This is a genomic window from Streptomyces sp. NBC_01775, from assembly GCF_035917675.1.
In the GTDB taxonomy this organism is placed as follows: domain Bacteria; phylum Actinomycetota; class Actinomycetes; order Streptomycetales; family Streptomycetaceae; genus Streptomyces.
Window position 1 is genome coordinate 2,773,196 of the sequence record NZ_CP109104.1, and the last position, 23,613, is coordinate 2,796,808.

General features: G+C 70.4%; 17 protein-coding genes and 3 tRNA genes. 2 read left to right on the forward strand and 18 right to left on the reverse strand.

The features are described from left to right. Window positions 1-131: 131 nt before the first annotated feature. Together leuD and leuC are read right to left on the reverse strand one after the other, a co-directional pair. Window positions 132-725 (reverse strand): 3-isopropylmalate dehydratase small subunit, encoded by a 594-nt coding sequence (leuD, locus tag OHB04_RS12365; RefSeq protein ID WP_326687731.1) that lies wholly within the window; start codon window positions 723-725, stop codon window positions 132-134. A 27-nt stretch (window positions 726-752) separates the two neighbouring features. Then, window positions 753-2,177 carry a 3-isopropylmalate dehydratase large subunit gene (leuC, locus tag OHB04_RS12370; protein WP_326687732.1) on the reverse strand — a complete coding sequence of 475 codons (1,425 nt, stop codon included), beginning with the start codon at window positions 2,175-2,177 and terminating at the stop codon, window positions 753-755. A gap of 166 nt (window positions 2,178-2,343) precedes the next feature. Between leuC and ndgR the strand changes: the two genes are divergently transcribed. Further along, window positions 2,344-3,060 (forward strand): IclR family transcriptional regulator NdgR, encoded by a 717-nt coding sequence (gene ndgR, locus OHB04_RS12375; RefSeq protein ID WP_326687733.1) that lies wholly within the window; start codon window positions 2,344-2,346, stop codon window positions 3,058-3,060. A gap of 84 nt (window positions 3,061-3,144) precedes the next feature. Here the strand turns inward: ndgR and OHB04_RS12380 are convergent. The 13 genes from OHB04_RS12380 to OHB04_RS12440 all read right to left on the reverse strand — a co-directional run bounded on the left by OHB04_RS12380 (window position 3,145) and on the right by OHB04_RS12440 (window position 17,953). Then, window positions 3,145-3,217 (reverse strand) — tRNA-Glu (locus OHB04_RS12380). 25 nt (window positions 3,218-3,242) lie between these two features. Continuing rightward, window positions 3,243-3,315 (reverse strand) — tRNA-Glu (locus OHB04_RS12385). 26 nt (window positions 3,316-3,341) lie between these two features. Continuing rightward, window positions 3,342-3,413: transfer RNA gene (locus tag OHB04_RS12390), tRNA-Gln, on the reverse strand. A gap of 469 nt (window positions 3,414-3,882) precedes the next feature. Next, window positions 3,883-5,496 carry a glutamate--tRNA ligase gene (gltX, locus tag OHB04_RS12395; RefSeq protein ID WP_405805725.1) on the reverse strand — a complete coding sequence of 538 codons (1,614 nt, stop codon included), beginning with the start codon at window positions 5,494-5,496 and terminating at the stop codon, window positions 3,883-3,885. Then, a complete protein-coding gene (locus OHB04_RS12400; RefSeq protein WP_326687734.1) occupies window positions 5,486-6,271 on the reverse strand; it encodes a fumarylacetoacetate hydrolase family protein in 786 nt (261 codons plus the stop codon). The genes gltX and OHB04_RS12400 overlap by 11 nt, the downstream gene beginning before the upstream one ends. Window positions 6,272-6,489: 218 nt before the next feature. Then, window positions 6,490-7,086 (reverse strand): GTP-binding protein, encoded by a 597-nt coding sequence (locus tag OHB04_RS12405; RefSeq protein WP_326687735.1) that lies wholly within the window; start codon window positions 7,084-7,086, stop codon window positions 6,490-6,492. Continuing rightward, the gene (locus OHB04_RS12410) at window positions 7,067-7,855 is read right to left on the reverse strand and encodes a DUF742 domain-containing protein (protein WP_326807452.1); all 789 of its coding nucleotides are present in this window, start codon (window positions 7,853-7,855) and stop codon (window positions 7,067-7,069) included. The genes OHB04_RS12405 and OHB04_RS12410 overlap by 20 nt, the downstream gene beginning before the upstream one ends. Window positions 7,856-7,995: 140 nt before the next feature. Continuing rightward, on the reverse strand, window positions 7,996-8,409 hold the full coding sequence (locus tag OHB04_RS12415; protein ID WP_326692699.1) for a roadblock/LC7 domain-containing protein: 414 nt from the start codon (window positions 8,407-8,409) through the stop codon (window positions 7,996-7,998). A gap of 10 nt (window positions 8,410-8,419) precedes the next feature. After that, window positions 8,420-11,689, reverse strand: a complete 3,270-nt coding sequence (locus OHB04_RS12420) for a nitrate- and nitrite sensing domain-containing protein (protein WP_442814824.1) — start codon at window positions 11,687-11,689, stop codon at window positions 8,420-8,422. A 433-nt stretch (window positions 11,690-12,122) separates the two neighbouring features. Next, complete coding sequence (locus OHB04_RS12425) at window positions 12,123-12,716, reverse strand: GTP-binding protein (RefSeq protein WP_405805720.1); 594 nt, start codon at window positions 12,714-12,716, stop codon at window positions 12,123-12,125. A gap of 58 nt (window positions 12,717-12,774) precedes the next feature. Then, window positions 12,775-13,188, reverse strand: coding sequence for a DUF742 domain-containing protein (locus OHB04_RS12430; protein WP_326687739.1), 414 nt, complete (start codon window positions 13,186-13,188; stop codon window positions 12,775-12,777). A 67-nt stretch (window positions 13,189-13,255) separates the two neighbouring features. Beyond that, window positions 13,256-13,669 (reverse strand): roadblock/LC7 domain-containing protein, encoded by a 414-nt coding sequence (locus OHB04_RS12435; protein WP_326692700.1) that lies wholly within the window; start codon window positions 13,667-13,669, stop codon window positions 13,256-13,258. A 9-nt stretch (window positions 13,670-13,678) separates the two neighbouring features. Beyond that, window positions 13,679-17,953, reverse strand: coding sequence for a sensor histidine kinase (locus tag OHB04_RS12440; RefSeq protein WP_326687740.1), 4,275 nt, complete (start codon window positions 17,951-17,953; stop codon window positions 13,679-13,681). Window positions 17,954-18,500: 547 nt separating this feature from the next. Here OHB04_RS12440 and OHB04_RS12445 point away from each other — a divergent pair. Further along, window positions 18,501-18,722, forward strand: coding sequence for a hypothetical protein (locus OHB04_RS12445; protein ID WP_326687741.1), 222 nt, complete (start codon window positions 18,501-18,503; stop codon window positions 18,720-18,722). 430 nt (window positions 18,723-19,152) lie between these two features. Here the strand turns inward: OHB04_RS12445 and OHB04_RS12450 are convergent, their stop codons facing one another. From OHB04_RS12450 to cimA, 3 genes are all read right to left on the reverse strand, one after another. Beyond that, window positions 19,153-19,437 (reverse strand): acyl-CoA carboxylase epsilon subunit, encoded by a 285-nt coding sequence (locus OHB04_RS12450; RefSeq protein WP_326687742.1) that lies wholly within the window; start codon window positions 19,435-19,437, stop codon window positions 19,153-19,155. Window positions 19,438-19,448: 11 nt separating this feature from the next. Beyond that, window positions 19,449-21,062, reverse strand: coding sequence for an acyl-CoA carboxylase subunit beta (locus OHB04_RS12455; protein WP_326687743.1), 1,614 nt, complete (start codon window positions 21,060-21,062; stop codon window positions 19,449-19,451). A 460-nt stretch (window positions 21,063-21,522) separates the two neighbouring features. Continuing rightward, a complete protein-coding gene (gene cimA / locus OHB04_RS12460; RefSeq protein ID WP_326807454.1) occupies window positions 21,523-23,172 on the reverse strand; it encodes a citramalate synthase in 1,650 nt (549 codons plus the stop codon). Window positions 23,173-23,613: the final 441 nt, after the last annotated feature.

Consider the following 23,613-nt stretch of genomic DNA (forward strand, 5'->3'; position numbering starts at 1 on the left):
CACCGTTCCCTAGTACGAAAGGAACCGGCGCTCAAGACTAATTCACGTCAATCGTTAACGCACGCGTGTGCGGACGCAGCAGCGCGCCCCCGCCGGATCGACGGGGGCGCGACAGGGCTTCTGAGGGGTACTCAGACCGGGAGTGTGCGGGGCTTGAACGCCGCGCGGGATGCCTCGAACTCGACGATGGTGTCCTCGTTCTTCAGGGTGAGGCTGATGTCGTCCAGCCCCTCCAGCAGCCGCCATCGGGCGTTCTCGTCCAGCTCGAAGTCGGCGTCGACGCCTGGCGCGAGAACCTTGCGCCGGACCAGGTCGACGGTCACCTCGGTGGCCGGGTCGGCCTCCGTCAGCTTCCACAGCGCCTCGACCGTCTCCTGCGGCAGGACGACCGTGAGCAGGCCGTTCTTCAGCGAGTTGCCCCGGAAGATGTCGGCGAAGCGGGAGGAGATCACGGCCTTGAAGCCGTAGTTCTGGAGCGCCCAGACCGCGTGCTCGCGGGAGGAGCCCGTACCGAAATCAGGCCCGGCGACCAGCACGGTCGCCCCCTGGTGAACGCTCTGGTTCAGCACGAAGGCCGGGTCCTTGCGCCACGCCTCGAAGAGCCCGTCCTCGAAGCCGTCGCGGGTGACCTTCTTCAGCCAGTGCGCCGGAATGATCTGGTCGGTGTCGACATTGCTGCGGCGCAGCGGGACGGCCCGGCCGGTGTGGGTGGTGAAAGCTTCCATGTCAGTCTCCGTCTTTCCCCTCGGTCCTCAGACTCCGGCGGGCTCGCGTACGTCGGTCAGGTCGGCCGGCGAGGCCAGGTGCCCCAGCACCGCCGTCGCAGCCGCGACCTGCGGCGAGACCAGATGGGTGCGTCCGCCCTTGCCCTGCCTGCCCTCGAAGTTGCGGTTGGAGGTGGAGGCGGCGCGCTCACCCGGCTGGAGCTGGTCGGGGTTCATACCCAGGCACATCGAGCATCCGGCGTGCCGCCATTCGGCGCCGGCGGCCGTGAACACCTTGTCCAGTCCCTCCTCCACGGCCTGGAGCGCGACGCGTACGGAGCCGGGCACCACCAGCATGCGTACGCCCTCGGCCACCTCACGGCCCTCCAGTACGGCCGCGGCCGAACGCAGGTCTTCGATACGGCCGTTGGTGCAGGAGCCGACGAAGACGGTGTCCACGCCGACCTCACGCAGCGGCTGACCGGCACTCAGACCCATGTACTCCAGCGCCTTCTCGGCGGCGAAGCGGGCGCTCTCGTCGGCGAAGGAGGCGGGGTCGGGCACCGAGGCGGACAGCGGCGCTCCCTGGCCGGGGTTGGTGCCCCAGGTCACGAAGGGGGCCAGCTCGCCGGCTTCGATGACGACCTCGTGGTCGAAGACCGCGTCCTCGTCGCTGCGCAGCGTCTTCCAGTAGGCGACGGCGTCGTCCCAGTCCTTGCCCTCGGGGGCGTGCTCGCGGCCCTCGACGTAGGCGAAGGTCGTCTCGTCCGGGGCGATCATCCCGGCGCGGGCGCCGGCCTCGATGGACATGTTGCAGATCGTCATCCGGGCCTCCATCGAGAGCTTCTCGATGGCCTCGCCTCGGTACTCGATCACATAGCCCTGGCCGCCGCCGGTCCCGATCTTGGTGATGACCGCGAGGATCAGGTCCTTGGCCGTCACGTCCTCGGGCAGCTCGCCGTTGACGGTGACCGCCATGGTCTTGAAGGGGGCCATGGGCAGCGTCTGGGTGGCCAGCACGTGCTCGACCTGGGAGGTGCCGATCCCGAACGCCAGTGCGCCGAAGGCGCCGTGCGTGGAGGTGTGGCTGTCGCCACAGACCACGGTCGTGCCGGGCTGGGTCAGCCCCAGCTGCGGCCCTACGACGTGCACGACGCCCTGCTCGACGTCGCCCAGCGGGTGCAGCCGTACGCCGAAGTCCGCGCAGTTCTTGCGCAGGGTCTCCAACTGGGTGCGCGAGACCGGGTCGGCGATGGGCTTGTCGATGTCGAGGGTCGGGGTGTTGTGGTCCTCGGTCGCGATGGTGAGATCCGTACGCCGCACGGCCCGCCCCGCCTTGCGGAGCCCGTCGAACGCCTGCGGGCTGGTCACCTCGTGGATCAGGTGCAGATCGATGAAGAGAAGATCCGGCTCGCCTTCCGCGTGCCTGACGACATGGTCGTCCCAGACTTTCTCCGCGAGTGTGCGTCCCATCGATTTCCCTCCAGCCGGCAGCACTGCCGACCACATGTCGAGATCAGTTCCTCCCCCAGCCTTCGGCCGGGGGGACCCCCAAGAAAAAGCGGCCGTACCCCAAGGTTGGCGGGTGGCCCGGAAAATTGAACTTGCGTTTCACACTCTGAGACGCGAGTATCGACGCATGGACAACTCTAGCGGCGTCGGCGTTCTCGACAAGGCGGCTCTGGTACTGAGCGCTCTGGAGTCCGGTCCGGCCACCCTCGCCGGGCTGGTCGGAGCGACCGGTCTCGCGCGCCCCACGGCGCACCGGCTGGCGGTGGCCCTTGAGCACCACCGCATGGTGGCCCGCGACATGCAGGGCCGCTTCATACTCGGCCCCCGGCTCGGGGAGCTGGCAGCGGCGGCGGGCGAGGACCGGCTCCTGGCCTCGGCCGGCCCCGTGCTCACCCACCTACGGGATGTGACCGGCGAGAGCGCACAGCTCTACCGGCGCCAGGGCGACCAGCGGATCTGCGTGGCCGCCGCCGAGCGGCTCTCCGGGCTGCGCGACACCGTCCCGGTCGGCTCGACGCTGCCGATGAAGGCAGGCTCGGCCGCGCAGATCCTCATGGCCTGGGAGGAGCCCGAGCGGCTGCACCGCGGTCTCCAGGGCGCCCGCTTCACCGCGACCGCGCTCTCGGGCGTACGGCGCAGGGGCTGGGCCCAGTCCATCGGTGAGCGCGAGCCGGGCGTCGCCTCCGTCTCCGCACCTGTACGCGGCCCCTCCAACCGCGTGGTGGCCGCCGTCTCCGTCTCGGGCCCCATCGAGCGCCTGACCCGCCACCCGGGCCGCATGCACGCCCAGGCCATCGTCGACGCGGCGGCCCGCCTGAGCGAGTCCCTGCGGCGGCCCAGCTGACCCCCTGCCGCCCGCCCCTCCGGGGGCTTGGGCGCGGCATGACGAAGGCCCCGCACCTGGAGTGCGGGGCCTTCGTTGATCGAGTACCCCCGACCGGATTCGAACCGGCGCTACCGCCTTGAGAGGGCGGCGTGCTAGGCCGCTACACAACGGGGGCCCTAGCTGATCCTGTGACGGATCCGTACCCCCGACCGGATTCGAACCGGCGCTACCGCCTTGAGAGGGCGGCGTGCTAGGCCGCTACACAACGGGGGCCTCGATCTCGCAAAGTGCGGATCGTGCTGGGCTACCAGGACTCGAACCTAGACTAACTGAACCAGAATCAGCCGTGCTGCCAATTACACCATAGCCCACCAAAACGCAACCCCCGATGGGGATTTTGTTTGGATTGTCACCTTCGGCTTGGCCTGTGCGGCCTGCCCCGTTCGGCGACAGGAAGAACATTACCCGATGGGGGTCAGTGCTCCAAAACGAGTTCCACCGCCGACCAGGCCTCAGCGGCGGGCGTGTGCGTGGCGTCGGACGCCGCGGGCGAAGAGGTCCCGCATGTCCGCAGCCACCCCAAGGGCGGGGCCGTCCCCCCGCAGCCGAAGACGTTCGGATACCGCTCCGGTCGCGGGTACTTGCGGGCCGAGCCGACGACGTCACCCGGCAATCTCCCTTCCGGGCGGCCTGGTTCGACCGCCCTCGGCTGATCAATGGGGCGCCGGGCGCCGCGTCGTGGGCAAGGCCGTGTGGGCTCGGCTGCTGGTCAGATCTGAGCCGGTGCGCGCGAAAGGGGCTCCGGAGTCGTTCCGGAGCCCCTTTGCGGCGTGTGGCGGCTCAGCCCGGCTGCGCGGCCAGCTTCGCCAGTGCCGCGTCGATGCGCTCCAGGGTGCGGTCCTTGCCCAGGACCTGGAGGGACTCGAAGAGCGGGAGGCCGACCGTGCGGCCGGTGACGGCCACGCGGACCGGGGCCTGGGCCTTGCCGAGCTTGAGGCCGTGCTCCTCGCCGGCGCCCAGGACCGCCTCCTTGAGGGATTCGGGCGAGGTCCAGTCGGCGATGTCGAGCTTGGCGCGCGCCGTGCGCAGGAGGTCGGCCGAGCCCTCCTTCATCGCCTTCTGCCAGGACTTCTCGTCCTCGACGGGCTCGTCCAGGAACAGGAAGTCGACGTTGTCGGTAATGTCGGCCAGGACCGTGAGGCGGGTCTGGGCCAGGGGAGCCAGCTCCTCGAACGCCCGCTGGGAGAAGTTCGCCTCGGGCCACGGCGCGTACGGGGCCTTCAGCCACGGCTCGCAGGCCGCGATGAAGTCCTTCTCCGGCAGCTCGCGCAGGTGCGTGGCGTTGATCGCCTCGCACTTCTTCAGGTCGAAGCGGGCCGGGTTGGCGTTGACGTCGTGGATGTCGAAGGCGGCGACCATCTCGTCCATGGAGAAGATGTCGCGGTCCTCGGAGATCGACCAGCCAAGGAGGGAAAGGTAGTTGAGCAGCCCCGAGGGCAGGAAGCCGCGCTCGCGGTAGAGGTTGAGGGAGGCTTGCGGGTCGCGCTTGGAGAGCTTCTTGTTGCCCTCCCCCATCACATACGGCAGGTGCCCGAACTCCGGGATCCGCTTGGCGACGCCCAGCTCCGTGAGTGCCTTGTAGAGGGCGATCTGGCGCGGGGTGGAGGAGAGCAGGTCCTCGCCGCGCAGCACGTGGGTGATGTCCATCAGCGCGTCGTCAACCGGGTTGACGAGCGTGTAGAGCGGGGCACCGTTGGCGCGCAGGATGCCGTAGTCGGTCACGTTCTCCGGCTGGAAGGTGATCTCGCCGCGGACCAGGTCCGTGAAGGTGACGGGCTCGTCCGGCATGCGGAAGCGGACGACGTGGCTGCGGCCCTCGGCCTCGTACGCGGCGATCTGCTCGCCGGTCAGCTCTCGGCACCGGCCGTCGTAGCCGGAGGGGCGGCCTGCCTCGCGGGCGGCCTCGCGGCGCTGCTCCAGCTCCTCGGCGGTGCAGTAGCAGGGGTAGGCGTAGCCGCCCTCCAGCAGCTTGCGGGCGACGTCCGCGTAGATGTCCATCCGCTGGGACTGGCGGTAGGGGCCGTGCGGGCCGCCCCCCGCGACGAAGCCGCCGTCGGACACCTCCGGGCCCTCGTCCCAGTCGAGGCCCAGCCAGCGCATCGAGTCCAGGAGCTGCTGGTAGGACTCCTCCGAGTCGCGTGCCGCGTCGGTGTCCTCGATGCGGAAGACCAGGGTGCCGCCGGTGTGGCGGGCGTACGCCCAGTTGAACAGGGCTGTGCGGACCAGCCCCACGTGGGGGTTGCCGGTCGGGGAGGGACAGAAACGTACACGGACGTCCGTGCCCGTGGCCCCCCCACCGGGAGCCGCCTCGCTCTGTCGATCCCGGCCCCCGGTGTGGCCTGCCTGTCCGGCTGGGGGTCCGGGGGGCGTCCCCCGGGAGAACTCAGTAGTCACGCTTGATCACCTTGTTGGTGAGAGTGCCGATGCCTTCGATGGTGACGGCGACCTCGTCGCCGACGTTCAGGGGGCCGACACCCGCGGGGGTGCCGGTGAGGATGACGTCGCCCGGCAGGAGAGTCATCGCCTCGGTGATGTGCACGATGAGGTCCTCGATGGACCGCACCATCTCGCTGGTGCGGCCGAGCTGGCGCTGCTCGCCGTTCACGGTGCACATGATGCCGAGGTCGGCCGGGTCCAGCTCCGTCTCGATCCAGGGGCCCAGCGGGCAGGAGCTGTCGAAGCCCTTGGCGCGGGCCCACTGCTTCTCGCTGCGCTGGATGTCGCGCGCGGTGACGTCGTTGGCGCAGGTATAGCCCATGATGACGTCCTTGACGCGCTCGCGGGGCACGTCCTTGCACAGGCGGCCGATGACGACGGCCAGCTCGGCCTCGTAGTGCACCTCGGAGGAGAAGGACGGGTACACGATCGGGTCGCCCGTGCCGATGACCGAGGTGGAGGGCTTGAAGAAGGCGACAGGGGTCTCCGGGACCTCGTTGCCCAGCTCCTTGGCGTGCTCGGCGTAGTTCCTGCCGATCGCGACGACCTTGTTGGGGAGCATGGGGGGCAGGAGGCGGAGCTTGTCCAGCGGGAGTTTCTGGCCCGAGCGCTCGAAGTCCGCGAAGGGGTGGCCCTTGATGATGTCCAGGACGGGGCCGCCTTCTGTGGAGGCGTCTCCCTCGACCACGCCGAAACCTACGGTTCCGTCTAGTGAGAATCTGGCGATGCGCACGGGGGTCTGTCCTTCGCTGGGGTGCTCTTTGGGCCTGACGCCCCAGCGTATTCCACTCGCCGTGGGGGCGGGCCTTGGGATTATTGCCCCTGCCCCTCCCCCAGCCTTCGGCCGGGGGGACCCCGCCTTCCCACTTCTTCCGGGGGCTCCACCCTCTTGCCCCCGCTCCTCGAACTCTTCCGGCCGTCGGCCGGGAGGTGCCCCCGGAGGGGCTGGTTTTAGCGCAGGCGGGCCATCAAGGCGTGTTCGACCAGCGTGATCAGGGCGCTCTTCGCGTCCGCGCGGTGGCGGGCGTCGGTGATGATGATCGGGGCGTCCGGGCCGATCTGGAGGGCTTCGCGGACTTCTTCCGGGGTGTAGGGCTGATGTCCGTCGAAGCCGTTGAGGGCGATGACGAAGGGCAGACCGCTGTTCTCGAAATAGTCGACCGCCGGGAAACAGTCCGCGAGACGACGGGTGTCGACCAGCACGACAGCGCCGATCGCACCGCGCACCAAGTCGTCCCACATGAACCAGAAACGGTCCTGACCCGGCGTACCGAACAGATACAGGATCAGGTCCTGGTCCAGGGTGATACGGCCGAAGTCCATGGCCACCGTCGTGGTGGTCTTGTCCGCGGTGTGGGTCAGATCGTCGATACCTGCCGAGGCGGAGGTCATGACGGCCTCGGTGCGCAGCGGGTTGATCTCCGAGACCGCGCCGACGAAGGTCGTCTTGCCCACGCCGAAGCCACCGGCCACCACGATCTTCGCGGAGGTCGTGGAGCGGGCTGTCGTACCCCCGACGGGCCCGCCGCTAGAGCTTCCGAAGTCCACTGAGCACCCTTTCGAGCAGTGTCACGTCTGGTTGGCCGTCGGCGCTGGTCGTCTCGCCGCCGGGCTGGTGGATGGCGACAAGTCCGGCCTCGGCCAAGTCGGCGACGAGGATCCGGGCGACGCCGAGCGGGATGGTCAAGAGTGCGGAGATCTCGGCGACCGACTTGATCTCGTAGCACAGGCGGCAGATCCGCTGGTGCTCCGGGAGCTGGCCCTGGAGCTGTGCGGCTTCGGCCGTGGTGTGCACCAGCGCCTCGATGGCGAGCTGGTAGCGGGGACGGGTCCGGCCACCCGTCATGGCGTACGGGCGGACCAGAGGCTGCTGCGGCGGCGAGTAGTGATCACCGTCGTCGGCGGTGCCGGGTTCCTCACCGTGCGTGGGCTGCACCGGCTGGATGCGGGAGTGCTGCGGCTGGTGCGGCTGGTACTGGGGATCGTGCTGGGGCTGCTGGCCGTACGGGGGCTGCGGGGGCTGCCCCTGCGGGTACTGCGCTTGCGCCTGCTGCCCCTGCGGGTACTGCCCCTGCTGCTGCCCGGAGTGCGGGGACTGCGGCTGCTGGAGCCGCTGCGACGGCCGCGTGCGGTGCGGCGGCCGGGGCTGGGCTGGCGGCTGCGGCGAGGAGGTCTGCACGGACTCGCTGGGCGCGGAGGGGAAGTTGAAGCGGTTCAGGAAAGGCGCGTCCCCAGCTGCGGCGGCGGACTGGTCGTCCTGCGGCTGCTGCTGTGGGCCGCTGTCGTACGACGACGGACCTCCTGGGGGCGTTGCCACGTTTCCTCCTCCGGCTCACGGACATACGGTCCGATGCGTCTTGGGGCTGTCCCTGCTCTCTCAACGCTCCTGCTCGGCACCGCGTCCCCGCACTTTATGGTGCCCGGACGCGATGTGCACTGTCGTCCGGCTCTTGCGTCCTAGTTGAGAAGACTGCCCTGTAGCTCGGCACGCAGGTCCGGGGTGAGGACATTTCCGGCACGGTCGACAAGCAGCGCCATCTCGTATCCGACAAGACCGATATCGGCCTCCGGGTGGGCGAGGACAGCGAGGGAAGATCCGTCCGAGATGGACATGATGAACAAGAAGCCACGCTCCATCTCCACCACCGTCTGGTTGACCGAGCCGCCCTCGAAGATGCGGGAGGCTCCTGCGGTGAGGGAGGTCAGTCCCGAGGCCACCGCTGCCAGCTGATCGGCGCGGTCACGCGGGAAGCCCTCGGACATCGCGAGCAGAAGTCCGTCGGCTGAGACCACCACCGTGTGCGACACCCCTGGGGTGTTGTCCACGAAGTTGGTGATCAACCAGTTCAGGTTCTGCGCCGCCTGGCTCATCGGGCTCACACTAACGCTCCTGATCGTAGGTGCTGCCGGGGCCGAAGCCCTGTCGGTCATTCTGGTTGGCGTCGCCCGCTGTGCGTCCTCGGCGGACGCCACGGTGCAGGTTGCTCAGTCTGCCGCGCACGTCCTCGGGTGCGCGAGAGACCGAAGGGCCACTCTGCGGGCTCTCTTCCGCGGCGCCCTCGACCAGGTTGGCCCTGGGCACCCGCCGCGGCAGGCCGGACGAGGTGACGCCGCCGGCCTGCGGATCACGCAGCTGTCCCGCCCTGTCCCAGCGTTCGTCGTTGGGAGACCGCCGGTGGGTTCCGGTTTCCTCCTGTGACCGCGGCTGTGCCGCCTGCTCGGGCGAGGTGCCCGGGCCGTCGGAACGGGCCTGGTGCTGCGCTGCCTGAGCCCCTTCTTGCTGCGGTCGCCCCGGCTCACGACGCGGAAGACCAGCGTCGGTAGTGGAGCGGTAGCTGCTCGGGAGGGGACCCGGACGGTCGAAGCCTACGCGGTCCTGCTCCCCGTCGGGAGTGCCGGGAGCAGATTCCGCTTCCGGTTGCTGCGAGGCGTACTGACCTTCGTACGCAGCATGTTGGGGCGGGACCGGACCCAGGGCCGGCTGCTCGGCGGATTGCGCGTAGGGCGACAGGGCGGGCTTGTCGTACGGCCCGGCGCCGGTCTCGTACGGCTGCTCGTACCCCGCCGCCTCGGGCTGCTGCCCGTACGCCGCGTCCGCCGGCTGCCCGTACGGGGCTTGCGCGGGCTGCCCGCCGTAGGGCTGCCCCTGCTGCTGCGCGTAGGGATCGTGCGGCTGCGGCGGCTGGGGCCGGCCGTACGGCTGCTGGGGGTAGTCCTGGCCGTTGAGCCCGTAGGGCAGCTCCTGGGGCTGTCCACCGGGCCCGTACTGCTGCTCACCGCTCCCTCGGGCCGGGAGCTGGGGGGTCTCGTCCCGCTGCTGGACCTCCAGCGCCGCACGGCGCTCCTCGCGCCGCCGGGAGCGGCCCACGGGACCGAGCGAGGAGAGGTCCTCGGGGGTGCCGTAGCGCGAGTCGTCGAAGCCGAGTTCGGCGGCCGACGGGGAGGAGTCGACGGGGGGCGGGGCCGCCGGCTGGATGCCCGGCTGCTCGGGCACGATCCGCGAGACCGAGAACTCCTCCTCGGGCCTCTCCTCGCCGCCACCGCCGTGGGTGATGGCGTCGGGGAGCATCACCAGCGAGGTGGTGCCCGCCTGTTCGCCGGAGGGGCGCAGCTGGACGCGGATGCTGTGCCGGTCGGCGAGGCGGCCGACCACGAACAAGCCCATGCGCTGGGAGATCGAGGCGTCCACGGTGGGCGGGTTGGCCAGCTTGTGGTTGATGTCCGCGAAGTCCTCGGCGGTCAGGCCGATGCCCTTGTCGTGGATCTCGATCATCATCCGGCCGTCGGGCAGCCGGGTCGCGGTGACGCGCACCTTGCTCTGCGGCGAGGAGAAGGAGGTCGCGTTCTCCAGCAGCTCGGCGAGCAGGTGCACGAGGTCGTTGACGACCTGGCCGTGGATCTCGGTCTCGGGGATCCCGGAGACCTCGATGCGCTCGTAGTGCTCCACCTCGGAGGAGGCGGCACGCAGGATGTCGACCAGCGGGACGGGCTCCGTCCAGCGGCGGCCCGGCTCCTCGCCCGCGAGGACCAGCAGGTTCTCGCCGTTGCGGCGCATGCGCGTGGCGAGGTGGTCCATCCGGAAGAGGTTTTCGAGCTGGTCCGGGTCGGCCTCGCTGTTCTCCATCTCGGAGACGAGCCCGAGCTGGCGCTCGATGAGGCCCTGGTTGCGGCGCGAGAGGTTGGTGAAGATCGCGTTGACGTTGCCGCGCAACAGCGCCTGTTCGGCGGCGAGCCGTACGGCCTCGCGGTGCACCTGGTCGAAGGCGCGGGCGACCTCGCCGATCTCGTCGCGGCTGGTGAGGGGGATGGGCTGGACGCGGGTGTCCACCCGGCCGGGATCGGTGCGGGAGAGCTGGTCGACCAGCATCGGCAGCCGCTGCTCGGCGACGTCGAAGGCCGCCGTGCGCAGGCTCCGCATGCTGCGGCTCATCGAGCGGGCCATCCGGCCGGCTATGACGAAGGCGAACAGCAGCGCGATCAGCACGATCGCGGAGTTGATGATCGCGTTGCGGCGGGCGTCGGAGGCGATCTGCTCGGTCTCATCGACCGCGTGCCGCGTCAGCTGCTTCTCGATGGCGCGGTAGGCGTCGAAGGTACCGGTGGAGGTGGCGAACCAGCTCTCGGTGGTGATGCCCTCCGAGCGCAGCTTGCGCGGGCCCGTGCCGCTGCCGATGGTCTCGACCATCTTGTTCATGGAGGGCGGTGCGACGAACCGCTTGCCGTTGGACGTGGCGTCGTCCTTGGCGTCGTCGACCCGCTTGCGGCCCGCCTCCTTGGCCTTGGCCGTCTCACTCTTGAGCAGCTCGACGTCCTCCGGGCGCCCGCCGGAGGTGTACTCGCCCAGCGCGATGCGCTCCAGGTAGTGGTACGAGGCCAGCGCGGTGAGCTGCTGCTTCTTGCTCTTGCCCGTCCCCGGATCGACCAGCAGATGGACGCCGACGCCCCGCTGGAGCGACTCGGCGGCCTTCGCCAGGGAGATCGCGTAGACGGTGCGGCCGTAGGAGGTGACGTTGCCCGTGCCCAGCCCCAGCTCGTTGGCGAACTCCATGAGCGGGTGCTGGATGGTGACGTAGCCCTCTTCCGTCTCCACCCCGCTCAGGTCCTTGGTGTACGCGCTCTCACGCAGCACCGGCAGCCGGGGCTCGACCTTCTCGAAGCCTTTGAGGCGGCGCTTGAGGCCAGGGTTCTCCGGCAGATGGGAGACGGCGCTCTTGAACTTCTTGGCCGCCCGGTCCGTCGCGCCGCGGGCGCTGCGCACCTCGGGGTCGTTCCGGCGGCCCTTGAGGAGGGGCTCGGCGGTGCGGTCACGCTCGTCGATGAGGGCGTTGCCGTAGTCGGCGGCGGCCTCGACCAGTTGGGCGGTGCGCTGGGCCTGCTTGGCGTCCTGCCAGGTCTCGAAGTCGGACTCGACCTTGAAGCCGCCGAAGACGAGGGCGACGAGCACGGGTATGAGCAAGATGGCGTTCAGCCGGGTGGGCACCCGCCAGTTGCGCACCGACATTCTGCTGCCGCTGCCGGTCTGTGCCGCCGAAGGCATCGTCGCATGTGGCCCCTGCGGCGCGGCGGCGCGCGACGGCGGGGTGAAGTTCCCCCTCGACCCGCCCGGTCCCCCGTCTGCTGGGCCCGGCGTTCCCGTCCTGGATCGCCTCACTCGACTTCTCACCTCTCGGCGCTCGGCGCCCCCTGGTCAGCTTGCGCTTTGGACTACTGCTGAGTTCAGGCGAATTCCAGCACGTCAGGGCCGTTCACTCAAAACACTTGACGAATACGGAGGGAGATGGAAGGCGGGCATGAAAAAAAGGGCATTGGGGCCGTGGTGCGCCAAATGGCCTCGGTTTCGTGCGCAGAGCGAGACGTTCTGCTCGCCTGTCGTGTTCACGCGGGCGTAATTGTCTGTCGAAACGTTATGAAGGCGAGGCCGGACATGGCGAAGAACACAGCCGCTGAAGGCGGGCCGCCTCCGGCCGGCCACCGGCGCTCTGGCGTCGGTGGCCGGACGGATCCCCGTCCGGCTGTGGGCGCGGCCTCGCGCGGCCGAGCCCCGGCACGCCCCCCGAAGCTCCCGGGTACGCGCGCCGGGCGCGCTACTTGAGGCGGGCGAGCAGCGCGTGCTCCACGAGGGTGATCAGCCCGCTCTTCGCCTCGGCACGGTGGCGGGCGTCGGTGATGATGATCGGTGTGTCCGGGCCGATCTGGAGGGCTTCGCGGACTTCTTCCGGGGTGTAGGGCTGATGTCCGTCGAAGCCGTTGAGGGCGATGACGAAGGGCAGACCGCTGTTCTCGAAATAGTCGACCGCCGGGAAACAGTCCGCGAGACGACGGGTGTCGACCAGCACGACAGCGCCGATCGCACCGCGCACCAAGTCGTCCCACATGAACCAGAAACGGTCCTGACCCGGCGTACCGAACAAATAAAGGATCAGGTCGTCGTCGAGGGTGATACGGCCGAAATCCATGGCCACCGTCGTGGTGGTCTTGCCCGCGGTGTGGCTCAGGTCGTCGATACCCGCGGACGCGGAGGTCATGACGGCCTCGGTGCGCAGCGGGTTGATCTCCGAGACCGCGCCGACGAAGGTCGTCTTGCCCACGCCGAAGCCACCGGCCACCACGATCTTGGCCGAGGTGGTGGAGCGTCCCGTCGCGGGCATGCCATAACCCTGCTGGCTCGCCTGCCCCATGGAGCCCATGGGGCCCACTGGCGGGGCCGGCTGGCGCCCGGCCGGGTCCATCTGCGGGCTAGAGCTTGCGAAGTCCACTGAGCACCCTTTCCAGCAAGGTCACGTCGGGGGCGCCGCCGGGCTCCGAGCCGCCGCCGGGCTGGTGGATGGCCACCATTCCGGCCTCGGCGAGGTCGGCGACGAGGATCCGGGCCACACCGAGCGGGATGGCGAGCAGCGCGGAGACCTCCGCGACCGACTTGACCTCCCGGCACAGGTGGCATATCCGCTGGTGCTCGGGCAACAGCCCCTGGAGCTGCATCGGGTCCGCGCTGGTGCTCACCAGGGCCTCGATGGCCAGCTGGTAACGCGGCCGGGTACGCCCGCCCGTCATGGCGTAGGGGCGCACCAGCGGCTGGTCGCCCTCACCCCCGTACGACGCGTGAGGATTGGGCACGCCGTACGGGTCGGGCGAGGCGGGCGGCGGGGTCATGGCTCCTCCGAGCGAGGCATGTGGTCGGCTGGCGGACTGTGGTGCTCAAGTGGGGGGAGCGTAACGGTCAGTTGAGGATGCTCCCCTGGAGCTCCGCACGGACATCCGGGGTCAGTACCGTTCCGGCCCGGTCCACCAGCAGGGCCATCTCATAGCCGATCAGGCCGATGTCCGCTTCGGGGTGGGCGAGGACGGCGAGGGAGGAGCCGTCCGAAATGGACATGATGAACAAGAAGCCACGCTCCATCTCCACCACCGTCTGGTTGACCACCCCGCCCTCGAAGATGCGGGAGGCTCCTGCGGTGAGGGAGGTCAGCCCCGAGGCCACCGCTGCCAGCTGATCGGCGCGGTCACGCGGGAAGCCCTCGGACATCGCGAGCAGAAGTCCGTCGGCTGAGACCACCACCGTGTGCGACACCCCTGGGGTGCTCTCCACGAAGTTGGTGATCAACCAGTTCAGGTTCTGCGCCGCCTGGCTCATCGGACTCAACTAACGCTCCTGCTGGTAAGTGGGACCAAGGCCGTTGCCATCCGTACCGGCCTGGCGACCCTGCTGGATACCGCGGCGGAGATTGGTCAGCCGCCCCCGCACGTCGTCGGGCGAGCGCGAGATCTGCGGTCCGGACTGTGCGGAGGACTGCTGCTGTGCGGTGCCCGCGACCAGGTTGGCGCGGGGCACGCGGCGCGGCAGGCCCGACGTGGTGACTCCGCCCGCCGCCGGCTGCCGGACCTGCTCGGCCCGGCGCCAGCGCTCGTCGTTGGGCGCGGCCCCCCAATTGGCTCCGGTGTCGGCCGGGTTGGCGGCGTGGGACGGGGTGCCGCCTTCCGAGGCGCCCCGCGCCGCCTGGCGCTGGGGCATCGGGGGGACGGCCGCCGCGGGCTGGCCCGGGCGCGGGGCAGGAGCCTGGGGCTGCTGCTGGGCCGGGGTCTGCTGCGGGGGCTGCTGCGGCTGGGGCCGCTGAGGCGGCGGCTGGTGCGACTGCTGCTGGTGCGGCTGTTGCTGCGGCTGTTGTTGTTGCTGCCGCTGCTGGGCCGGGCCGGGTGCCGCGTCCTGCGGGGGCTGCGGGGGCTGTGCCTGGCCTCCGCCCCGGAACCAGTTGGACTCCATGGACGCGAAGATCGGCGTCGGCGCGTCGGCCGGGGCCGGCGGGCCAGAGGGTATGCCGTCGGCGGGGGCGTGCTGGGGATCGCCCGGGCCGCCGAGAGCGTCCTGGCCTTCGCCCGGGACGCCGCCCGGTCCCGTGTAGCCGGGCCGGGCGTGCTCGCCCGTGGTGTCCGACTCGTCGTGTCCGCGCGGCGTGTCCTCGCCGCCGGGGCCCTGCTCGGCCCTGGCCCAGCTGGGACGGCCCTGCTCGGCGTCGCCCTGCCCGGCGCCCGTGGGACCGCCGGGGCGTCCGGCGGCGCTGCCGGGGACGCCGAGGTCCGAGTACGACGGACGGGCGAACTGGCCGGTGCTGCCGGGCCCGTCGGGCTGGGGGTACTCACCCGTGTCCGAGGAGCGTCCCTGCGCGGACGGCTGTGCGGGCTGCTGGGGCTGCGGATACTGGCCGGTCCGGCCGGGACCGTCCGGGCCGCCTCGCTGCTGCGGCTGCGGGTACTGGCCCGACTGGCCGGGGCCGTCCGGGCTGATACGGGGGAACTGACTCGTGTCGCCCGGACCACCCTGACCGCCCGCGGAGGAACCACCCGGCTGGGCAAACTCCCCCGTCTCCGAAGGCCCACCCACCTGGGGAAGCGCGAACTGACCCGTATTCCCCGGACCATCCGGACGCGGCTGCCCATACTGACCCGACTGACCCGAACCATCCGGACCACCCGGCTGCGGGTACTGACCCGACTGACCAGGACCATCCGGGCTGATACGCGGGAACTGGCTGGTGTCTCCCGGACCACCCTGACCGCCCGCGGAGGAACCACCCGGCTGGGCAAACTCCCCCGTCTCCGAAGGCCCACCCACCTGGGGAAGCGCGAACTGACCCGTATTCCCCGGACCATCCGGACGCGGCTGCCCATACTGACCCGACTGACCCGAACCATCCGGACCACCCGGCTGCGGGTACTGACCCGACTGACCAGGACCATCCGGGCTGATACGCGGGAACTGACTCGTGTCTCCCGGGCCGTCCTGGCCGCCACCCTGGGGGGCGCCGCCCGGCAGCTCGGCCGCCGGGCCGCCGCCTGCGGGCAGCGACGGGTTGCTGGGGCTGCCGGGTGCCTGGCCGGGGCCGGGCGGGGAGGGCGGTGCGCCGAAGAAGTTGACGTTCCCGGCGCCGGAGCCGCCCTGACCGCCGGAGGCTCCCCCGGTGCCGGGCAGTGCGGGACGCTGCGCGTTGCCGGACACCTGGCCGCGCGGCGGCACGGCACCCAGCCGGGAGGTCGCGCCGGCACCCGCGCCCGCGCCGAGGCCCGGGGCGCCAGGGGCGCCGTTCTGCGGGCCGCGCTGGAGGGCCGCGGCGAGGTTGCCGCCCTTCTGGGCACGGGGCGGGGGCGCGGCACCGGGACCGCCGGGCCCGCTCGTGGCGCCGGGCCTGCCCTTGGGGCCCTGCGCTCCGCCCTGGGCGACGTCGACGGGGAGCATGACCAGTGCGGTCGTGCCGCCGGAGTCGGAGGGGCGCAGCTGGATCCGGATCCCGTGCCGCAGGGACAGGCGGCCGACCACGAACAGACCCATGCGGCGGGAGACGGACACGTCCACCGTCGGGGGGTTGGCCAGCCGCTCGTTGATCGCGGAAAGGTCCTCGGGCGAGAGGCCGATGCCGGTGTCATGGATCTCGATCAGGACCCGGCCGTCGGGCAGGGCGTGACCGGTGACCTTGACCTTGGTCTGCGGCGAGGAGAACGAGGTGGCGTTCTCCAGCAGCTCGGCGAGCAGGTGGACGAGGTCGTTGACGACACGGCCCGCGACCTCGGTGGCGGGCACCGAGTTCAGCTCGATGCGCTCGTACTGCTCCACCTCGGAGGCGGCGGCACGGAGGACGTCGACCAGCGGGACGGGGCGCGTCCAGCGGCGGCCGGGCTCCTCGCCGGCGAGAACCAGCAGGTTCTCGCCGTTGCGGCGCATGCGGGTGGCGAGGTGGTCGAGCTTGAAGAGCGAGGAGAGCTGGTCGGGGTCGGCCTCGCGGGACTCCAGTTCGGAGATGAGCGAGAGCTGACGCTGGATCAGGCCCTGGCTGCGGCGCGAGAGGTTGGTGAACATCGCGTTGACGTTCCCTCGCAGCAGCGCCTGCTCGCCCGCCAGCCGGACCGCCTCGCGGTGGACGTCGTCGAACGCCGACGCGACCTTGCCGATCTCGTCCCGGCTGTGCACGCCGACGGACTCGACGGAGGTGTCCACATCCTGCGGCTCGGCCTCGGACATCTGCTTGACCAGCTCGGGCAGCCGCTTGCGGGCGACGTCCTGCGCGGTGTCCTGGAGGCGGCGCAGCGAGCGGACCATGGAGCGGGCGACGACGAAGGCGCCGACCAGGGAGATACCGAGGACGAGGAGGATGGCGGCACCGCTGATGAACGCCTCGCGCTGGGCCTCGGAGCGCAGCTCGCGTGCCTGCTGCTCCATCTTGGCCAGCAGGGTGCGCTCGATCTTGCGCATGGCGTCGATCTTGGAGGCGTCCTGGTCCATCCAGTCGACGAAGGTGCGGTTCTGCTTCTTGATCGCCCCGGGGCCGTGCAGCATCCGGTCGCGGTACTTGTCCGCCATCTGGATGTTGACGTCGCCGCCGTCGAGCGCCTTGGTGAGGGAGTTGTACTTCTCCTCGCCGTAGATCTGGCCGAAGCTGGCCAGCTCGGCGCTCTCACTGTCGGTGGCGGTCCTGGCGTAGAGGCGGTCGCTCTCGGACAACTGCGGGTTCGGCTTGTGCGCCAGACCGGCGGAGATGATCGCGCGCTGGATGGAGGCGTACTCCTTGGCGCTGGAGAAGGCAGCCAGGGCGCGGGTGCTCTGGATCATCTCCGAGTTGCTCGTCGCCTGCGCCATGTCCTGGGAGAGGGACAGGAGGGACTCGATGAGCTGGTTGTAGCTGTTGACCGTCTGGGAGACGGAGTTCTCGTTCTCGTAGGCGCGCTCGCGGACCGTGCTGATGTCGTTGAGCTGGCGGGTGATGTCCAGGACGGTCGACTGGACGCCCGCCATCACCTTGTCGCTGCCGTCGATGTCGCCGGAGGCTTCCTTGAAGGACTGGAAAGCCTTGTCGGTCGTCTCGCGGGGCGCGACGACCAGGTCGTCCTTCTCGTTGCCCGTGCTGATCAGGGGGCCGGCGGAGCGGTCGCGCTCCTCCTGGAGGGCGGCGGCAAGCTCGGTGGCCTGCTCCGTCATCTCGGTCAGCCGCTTCATGTTGTCGAGCTGGTCGACGTTTTCGAGCGAGCTGGAGATACGCATGCCGCCGAGCGTGGTGGCGGCGACGACCGGGAGGGCCAGCAGGGAGACGAGCCGCGTGCTGATGCGCCAGTTGCGCAGGGCTACGCGCGAGCCGACGTCGGGAGGGGCGTCGACGGGAGTGGCGGCGTCTTTGGCGGACTTGCCCGCGCCACCCGCCTTCTCAGCCTTGGACGCCTTGCCCGACTTCCCGGACTTGCCCTGTTTGCCCGTGGCTCCGGCCGGGGCCGCGCCTCCTGGGCCCTGGAGCTCGGCGGACGGGCCGTTCGCACCCTGGGAGGGCGCGCCGGGCGCACCCTCCTGGGCATGCTGGGGCTGGGGCCCTCGGTCGGCCGAGCCGCGCGCCTCCGGGTCCCCCTCGGCGCTGCCATCCCTCTTGAAACGTCCCTGCACTAGCGTCGCAACCTCTGGACCAGGCGTCCCCCCGCTTGTGACGGCGGGACGGTATCGAGTCGTGGGGGTTCCAAGGCCCCCCTGGCGGTCGTGATGACCGGCGCGTCCCTCATCTCCGTCGCGCGGCGCCGTACTGCGCCTGACGCGCGCCGGTCTGTTTCGTCGTGCGGCGGTCCGGGGAATTCCAGCACAGTGCCGGATCTCCAACAAGGGCTGTGGATAACCCGTGGAGGCCGGTCACTTTTCGCTCATCAACCCTCACGCGGAGTAGAAAAGGCGCCGGAAATTCCGGACTTTTCCCCACGGGGATCCTGGCTGCACAGGGTGCCCAACTCGCAAGCGGTGAGTGCGTATTGCGCCGTAAGCCCGCTCTGTCCGGTTAAGGCTCCGGATTCCGTGATTCCTTATGTCGCTTTTGGTAACGGGCTCGTGAGCAAACTCACATGTTCCACGTTGCCTACGTCACGTCTCAAGTGGGAATAGCGGGCCTACTCTCGGCCTTTACACAACGTACCCAAGTGACAACCCGAGCGAGGTAAGGGCACCAGTGAAGTCCACCTTGACCATGCACAACATAGCCAACCCGCGCCGCACCACGCTGGCGCACCTCAAGGACGCCGACGAGCTGACGACCGAGGCCGTCGCCGCACACGAGGCGACCGAAGCGCGGGAGTACACCGGGCTCCAGGAGACGGGCGCGGACGTCGAACTCCCCGCGCGCACCGCCAATCCCCGGCGCACCGTGCTGGTGGACGCCCCGGCGGACTGAAGCGGCGCCGACCGGGCCACGCCCCGCGGCAGGTGGCCCATCGATCGCCGCACACCCCTTCGCGAACGCACAGTTTCGCGGCGGAATCGCCGTCGCTGACGCACTGCGGACCGCCGTCGGCACACCGCCACGCACGAAGGCCGCACACACGAAGGCGCGTGCGGGAGTCCGGTTCCGGACTCCCGCACGCGCCTTCGTCGTTCCCCCGCCGCCTCGGCGGCCCCCGTCTAGTGCCGTGACCGGCAATGTCTACCCCGGAAGGAGTGTCGTCCGGTGCGTGCGATCGCAAGGCGGCCGGAAGTCCTTGATTGGGGTCTCCCCTGCTCGAACGAAGTTGAGAGCTTGGGGAAGGAGCTACCAGGGCTTTTGGCCAACGCCGCGAGCGTGCGTGCCGGGCGGCGCGACGGGGCAAAGCTTGCCGGGAGGGGCACTAGCCCTGCCAGCTGTGCGGGGCGCGGAACCCGTGCTGGCGCTCCAGGCGGCGCCAGCCCGCCTTCGTCGGCCGGCCGCCGCGGCGCGCGGGCACCTGGGCGTGCTGCGAAGTGGCGGCGGCACGGGCGAGGAGCAGCGCGGTGACGGCTGCCAGCTCCTCGGCGTTGGCCTCGCCCCTCTCCACCCGGACGAGGCTGCCGAGCTGGGCGCCATCGTTCACGGGGCTGCTGTCCTCGGTGCTCAGTGAGCCCGTACTGCCAGGCTCCTGGGGGGTGTTGCTCATCTGTACTCCCATCACTGCGGAGGATTGCCGTGCTTGCGTGACGGCAGGTCGGCGTGCTTGCTGCGGAGCATCGCGAGGGACCGGATGAGGACCTCGCGGGTCTCGGACGGGTCGATGACGTCGTCGACCAGGCCACGCTCGGCGGCGTAATAGGGGTGCATCAGCTCGGCCTTGTACTCCTTGACCATGCGCACCCGCATGGCCTCGGGGTCGTCGGCCGCGGCGATCTGCCTGCGGAAGATGACGTTGGCGGCGCCCTCGGCCCCCATCACCGCGATCTCGTTCGTCGGCCACGCGTAGGTGAGGTCGGCACCGATGGTCTGGCTGTCCATGACGATGTACGCACCGCCGTACGCCTTGCGCAGCACCACGGAGATGCGCGGCACGGTGGCGTTGCAGTAGGCGTACAGCAGCTTGGCGCCGTGCCGGATGATGCCGCCGTGCTCCTGGTCGACACCGGGCAGGAAGCCGGGGACGTCCAGCAGGGTGAGGATCGGGATGTTGAACGCGTCGCACATCTGCACGAAGCGGGCAGCCTTTTCACTCGCCTCGATGTCCAGCACCCCGGCCAGCGACTGCGGCTGGTTGGCGACGATGCCGACGACTCCGCCGTCCATCCGCGCCAGAGCACAGATGATGTTGGTCGCCCAGCGCTCGTGGACCTCCAGGAAGTCGCCGTCGTCCACCAGTTCTTCGAGGACCTTGCGCATGTCGTAGGGCCGGTTGCCGTCGGCGGGCACCAGGTCCAGCAGCGCGTCGCCGCGCCGGTCCGCGGGGTCGTCGGTGGGCTCGGTGGGCGGGTTCTCGCGGTTGTTCTGCGGCAGCAGCGAGAGGAGGTAGCGGACCTCTTCGAGGCAGGTCTCCTCGTCGTCGTAGGCGAAGTGCGCCACTCCGGAGGTGGCCGCGTGCACATCGGCGCCGCCGAGCCCGTTCTGCGTCACCTCGGCGCCGGTCACCGCCTGGACCACGTCGGGTCCGGTGATGAACATCTGCGAGGTGTCCCGCACCATGAAGACGAAGTCGGTCAGCGCCGGGCTGTAGGCGGCGCCGCCGGCGCAGGGGCCGAGCATCACGGAGATCTGCGGGATGACACCGGATGCCTTGGTGTTGCGCTGGAAGATGCCGCCGTACCCGGCGAGCGCGGAGACGCCCTCCTGGATACGGGCGCCCGCGCCGTCGTTGAGGGAGACCAGGGGCGCGCCCGCGGCGATCGCCTTGTCCATGATCTTGTGGATCTTGGTGGCGTGCGCCTCGCCGAGCGCGCCGCCGAAGATCCGGAAGTCGTGCGCGTAGACGAAGACCGTCCGGCCGTGCACGGTGCCCCAGCCGGTGATCACCCCGTCCGTGTAGGGCTTCTTGGCTTCGAGGCCGAAGCCCGTGGCGCGGTGCCTGCGCAGCGGTTCGACCTCGCAGAAGCTGCCCTCGTCCAGCAGCAGCTCGATACGCTCGCGCGCGGTCAGCTTCCCCTTGGCGTGCTGGGCCTCGGTGGCCCGCTCACTGGGGCCCCGGTACGCCTCGGCACGGATGGCGTGCAGTTCGGCAACGCGCCCACGCGCATCCTGCGCGGGGGCGGACGAGGGCGCGGCCTCCTTCGTCCGGGGTGACGGCTGGGGCAGATCGGTCATGTATAGACCCTACGAAACGCGAGGGCCGATCGCCGTCGTCAGATTCGTACAGTCTCCACGCCCGAATCATGGCCGCGCTGGACAGAACCCGACACCCCTGAGTGCGCCAAGTACTGGTTTCTCTCATCAAGAGCGCCAGGGACTGTAGGAATCCCACAGCCCCCTACCGGCGGTAGTTTGCGTCCGCGCTCAGTGGGGCCGCCGCGTGCACCGGAGCGTGGCGCGCGCGGTACCGGGGGTGAGCGTACGGGCTCCGAGACGCACAGTGTCCCCCGGGCTCCCCGGTGCGCGGCGGCCACGGCGGCCGACGGCATCGGACCGAGTGCCCCCGCGCTGTGCCGCCGGCGCCGCTGGAAAGTACTCCAGCGGCGGGACCCGGAAGGTACTCCGGCGGCGGGACACGGCGCCCCAGCGGCAGGACGCGGGCGGCCGGATACGGCCTTGCGCGGCCGGGCACAGCCTAGTCGTGCGGCTGGACGCCCGCGCGCAGCAGCCCGTAGGTGTAGCCGTCGTCAAGTGCCTGCCAGGAGGCGGCGATGACGTTGTCGCCGACCCCCACCGTGGTCCACTCCGCGCTGCCGTCGCTCATCGACAGCAGCACCCGGGTCGTGGAGGAGGTGCCCTGCGCGCCCTCCAGGATGCGGACCTTGTAGTCCACCAGCGCCAGCCTGGCCAGCTCGGGGTGGAGGCGCTCCAGGCCCGCGCGCAGGGCGTGGTCCAGCGCGTCGACGGGGCCGTTGCCCTCCCCGGTGACGACGGCCCGCTCCCCCTTGGCCCACAGCCTGACCGTCGCCTCGTTGACCTGTACGCCGTCGGGGCGCTGCTCGACGATGGTGCGCCAGGACTCCGCGCGGAAGAAGCGGGGCGCGGTGCCGGCGGCGCCGCCGCGCACCTCGTCGCGCAGCAGCAGCTCGAAGGAGGCGTCGGCCGCCTCGTACGTGTAGCCCTTCAGCTCCTGCTCCTTGACCCGCTCGACCACCCGGCCGACCAGTTCGCGGTCGCCGCCCAGGTCGTAGCCCAGCTCCTTGCCCTTCAGCTCGACGGAGGCGCGTCCGGCCATGTCGGAGACGAGCATCCGCATGGTGTTGCCGACGAGTTCGGGGGCGATGTGCTGGTAGAGGTCGGGGTCGATCTTGATCGCGGAGGCGTGCAGTCCGCCCTTGTGGGCGAAGGCCGAGGTGCCGACGTAGGGCTGGTGGGTGGAGGGGGTGAGGTTGACGACCTCGGCGATGGCGTGGGAGACACGAGTGGTCTCGGCCAGCGCGCCCTCGGGCAGCACCCGCTTGCCGTACTTCAGCTCCAGCGCGGCCACCACGGGGAAGAGGTTGGCGTTCCCGACCCGCTCGCCGTACCCGTTGGCGGTGCACTGGACATGCGTGGCGCCGCCGTCCACGGCCGCGAGGGTGTTGGCGACGGCGCAGCCGGTGTCGTCCTGCGCGTGGATGCCGAGCCGGGCGCCGGTGTCGGCCGCGACGGTGCGCACCACGGCCTGGATCTGCGCGGGGATCATGCCCCCGTTGGTGTCGCACAGCACGACGACGTCGGCCCCGGCCTCGTGCGCGGTGCGCACGACGTCCTTCGCGTAGGCGGGGTTGGCGTGGTAGCCGTCGAAGAAGTGCTCGCAGTCCACGAAGACGCGGCGGCCCTGCTCGCGCAGGTAGGAGACGGTGTCGCGGATCATCGCGAGGTTCTCTTCGAGCGTGGTGCGCAGGGCCAGCTCGACGTGCCGGTCGTGCGCCTTGGCGACCAGCGTGACGACCGGCGCTCCCGAGTCGACCAGCGCCTTGACCTGCGGGTCGATCTGCGCGGGTACGCCCGCCCTGCGGGTGGAGCCGAAGGCGACGAGCTGCGCGTGCTGGAAGTCGATCTCCTGGGGGGCGCGGGCGAAGAACTCGGTGTCGCGCGGGTTGGCGCCCGGCCAGCCGCCCTCGATGAAGCCGACGCCGTACTCGTCCAGGTGACGGGCGATGGTCAGCTTGTCGGCGACGGTCAGGTTGACGCCCTCGCGCTGCGCCCCGTCACGCAGCGTGGTGTCGAAGACGTGGAACGCATCGTCGGGGGCGCCGGAGGTGCCGGGGGCGTCGGATCGAGCGGTGGCTTCGGTGGTCATGCTGGTGGCTCCTGGCTGGATCAGTGGGTTGCGGAAGTATGCGCTCCACTTGCCCCCATCATCCCTCGCGCCTGCCGTCCCCGGCCAAGGTGGGCCAGAAAACGAAAAAACCCCTCGCGGGTGCGAGAGGTCTGCGCGCGGGTCTGGGGCACGGTGGCCGCTGCCGAGCAGGTCTTCCTGCGACAGTCGGTCACTGCGGACCGGCGCGCCTGCTGCCAATAATCATGACGAACGAGGGCACGGGGGCAGTGTGGCACGCATGGTGCCAGACTGCGCGGTATGTCTCACGATGCGGAACGGAGGCGGCCGTCCGTCTGTGACCTGCCCGTGGGGGCACCCTGGGGCAGGGCCTGTGACCCTCCGCTCATGCGAAACAGCCGCCGCCCGGCCCCGACGCGGGGACACGAGCTGCGGCTGTCGAGCCTGGACCCGGGAATTCGG

Bases quoted from the DNA above. Each gene is read 5' to 3' on its own strand.
- leuD (WP_326687731.1), bottom strand. From the start codon at position 725: ATGGAAGCTTTCACCACCCACACCGGCCGGGCCGTCCCGCTGCGCCGC.
- leuC (WP_326687732.1), bottom strand. From the start codon at position 2,177: ATGGGACGCACACTCGCGGAGAAAGTCTGGGACGACCATGTCGTCAGG.
- ndgR (WP_326687733.1), top strand. From the start codon at position 2,344: ATGGACAACTCTAGCGGCGTCGGCGTTCTCGACAAGGCGGCTCTGGTA.
- OHB04_RS12415 (WP_326692699.1), bottom strand. From the start codon at position 8,409: ATGAGCCAGGCGGCGCAGAACCTGAACTGGTTGATCACCAACTTCGTG.
- OHB04_RS12425 (WP_405805720.1), bottom strand. From the start codon at position 12,716: ATGGGGCAGGCGAGCCAGCAGGGTTATGGCATGCCCGCGACGGGACGC.
- OHB04_RS12430 (WP_326687739.1), bottom strand. From the start codon at position 13,188: ATGACCCCGCCGCCCGCCTCGCCCGACCCGTACGGCGTGCCCAATCCT.
- OHB04_RS12435 (WP_326692700.1), bottom strand. From the start codon at position 13,669: ATGAGCCAGGCGGCGCAGAACCTGAACTGGTTGATCACCAACTTCGTG.
- OHB04_RS12450 (WP_326687742.1), bottom strand. From the start codon at position 19,437: ATGAGCAACACCCCCCAGGAGCCTGGCAGTACGGGCTCACTGAGCACC.
- OHB04_RS12455 (WP_326687743.1), bottom strand. From the start codon at position 21,062: ATGACCGATCTGCCCCAGCCGTCACCCCGGACGAAGGAGGCCGCGCCC.
- cimA (WP_326807454.1), bottom strand. From the start codon at position 23,172: ATGACCACCGAAGCCACCGCTCGATCCGACGCCCCCGGCACCTCCGGC.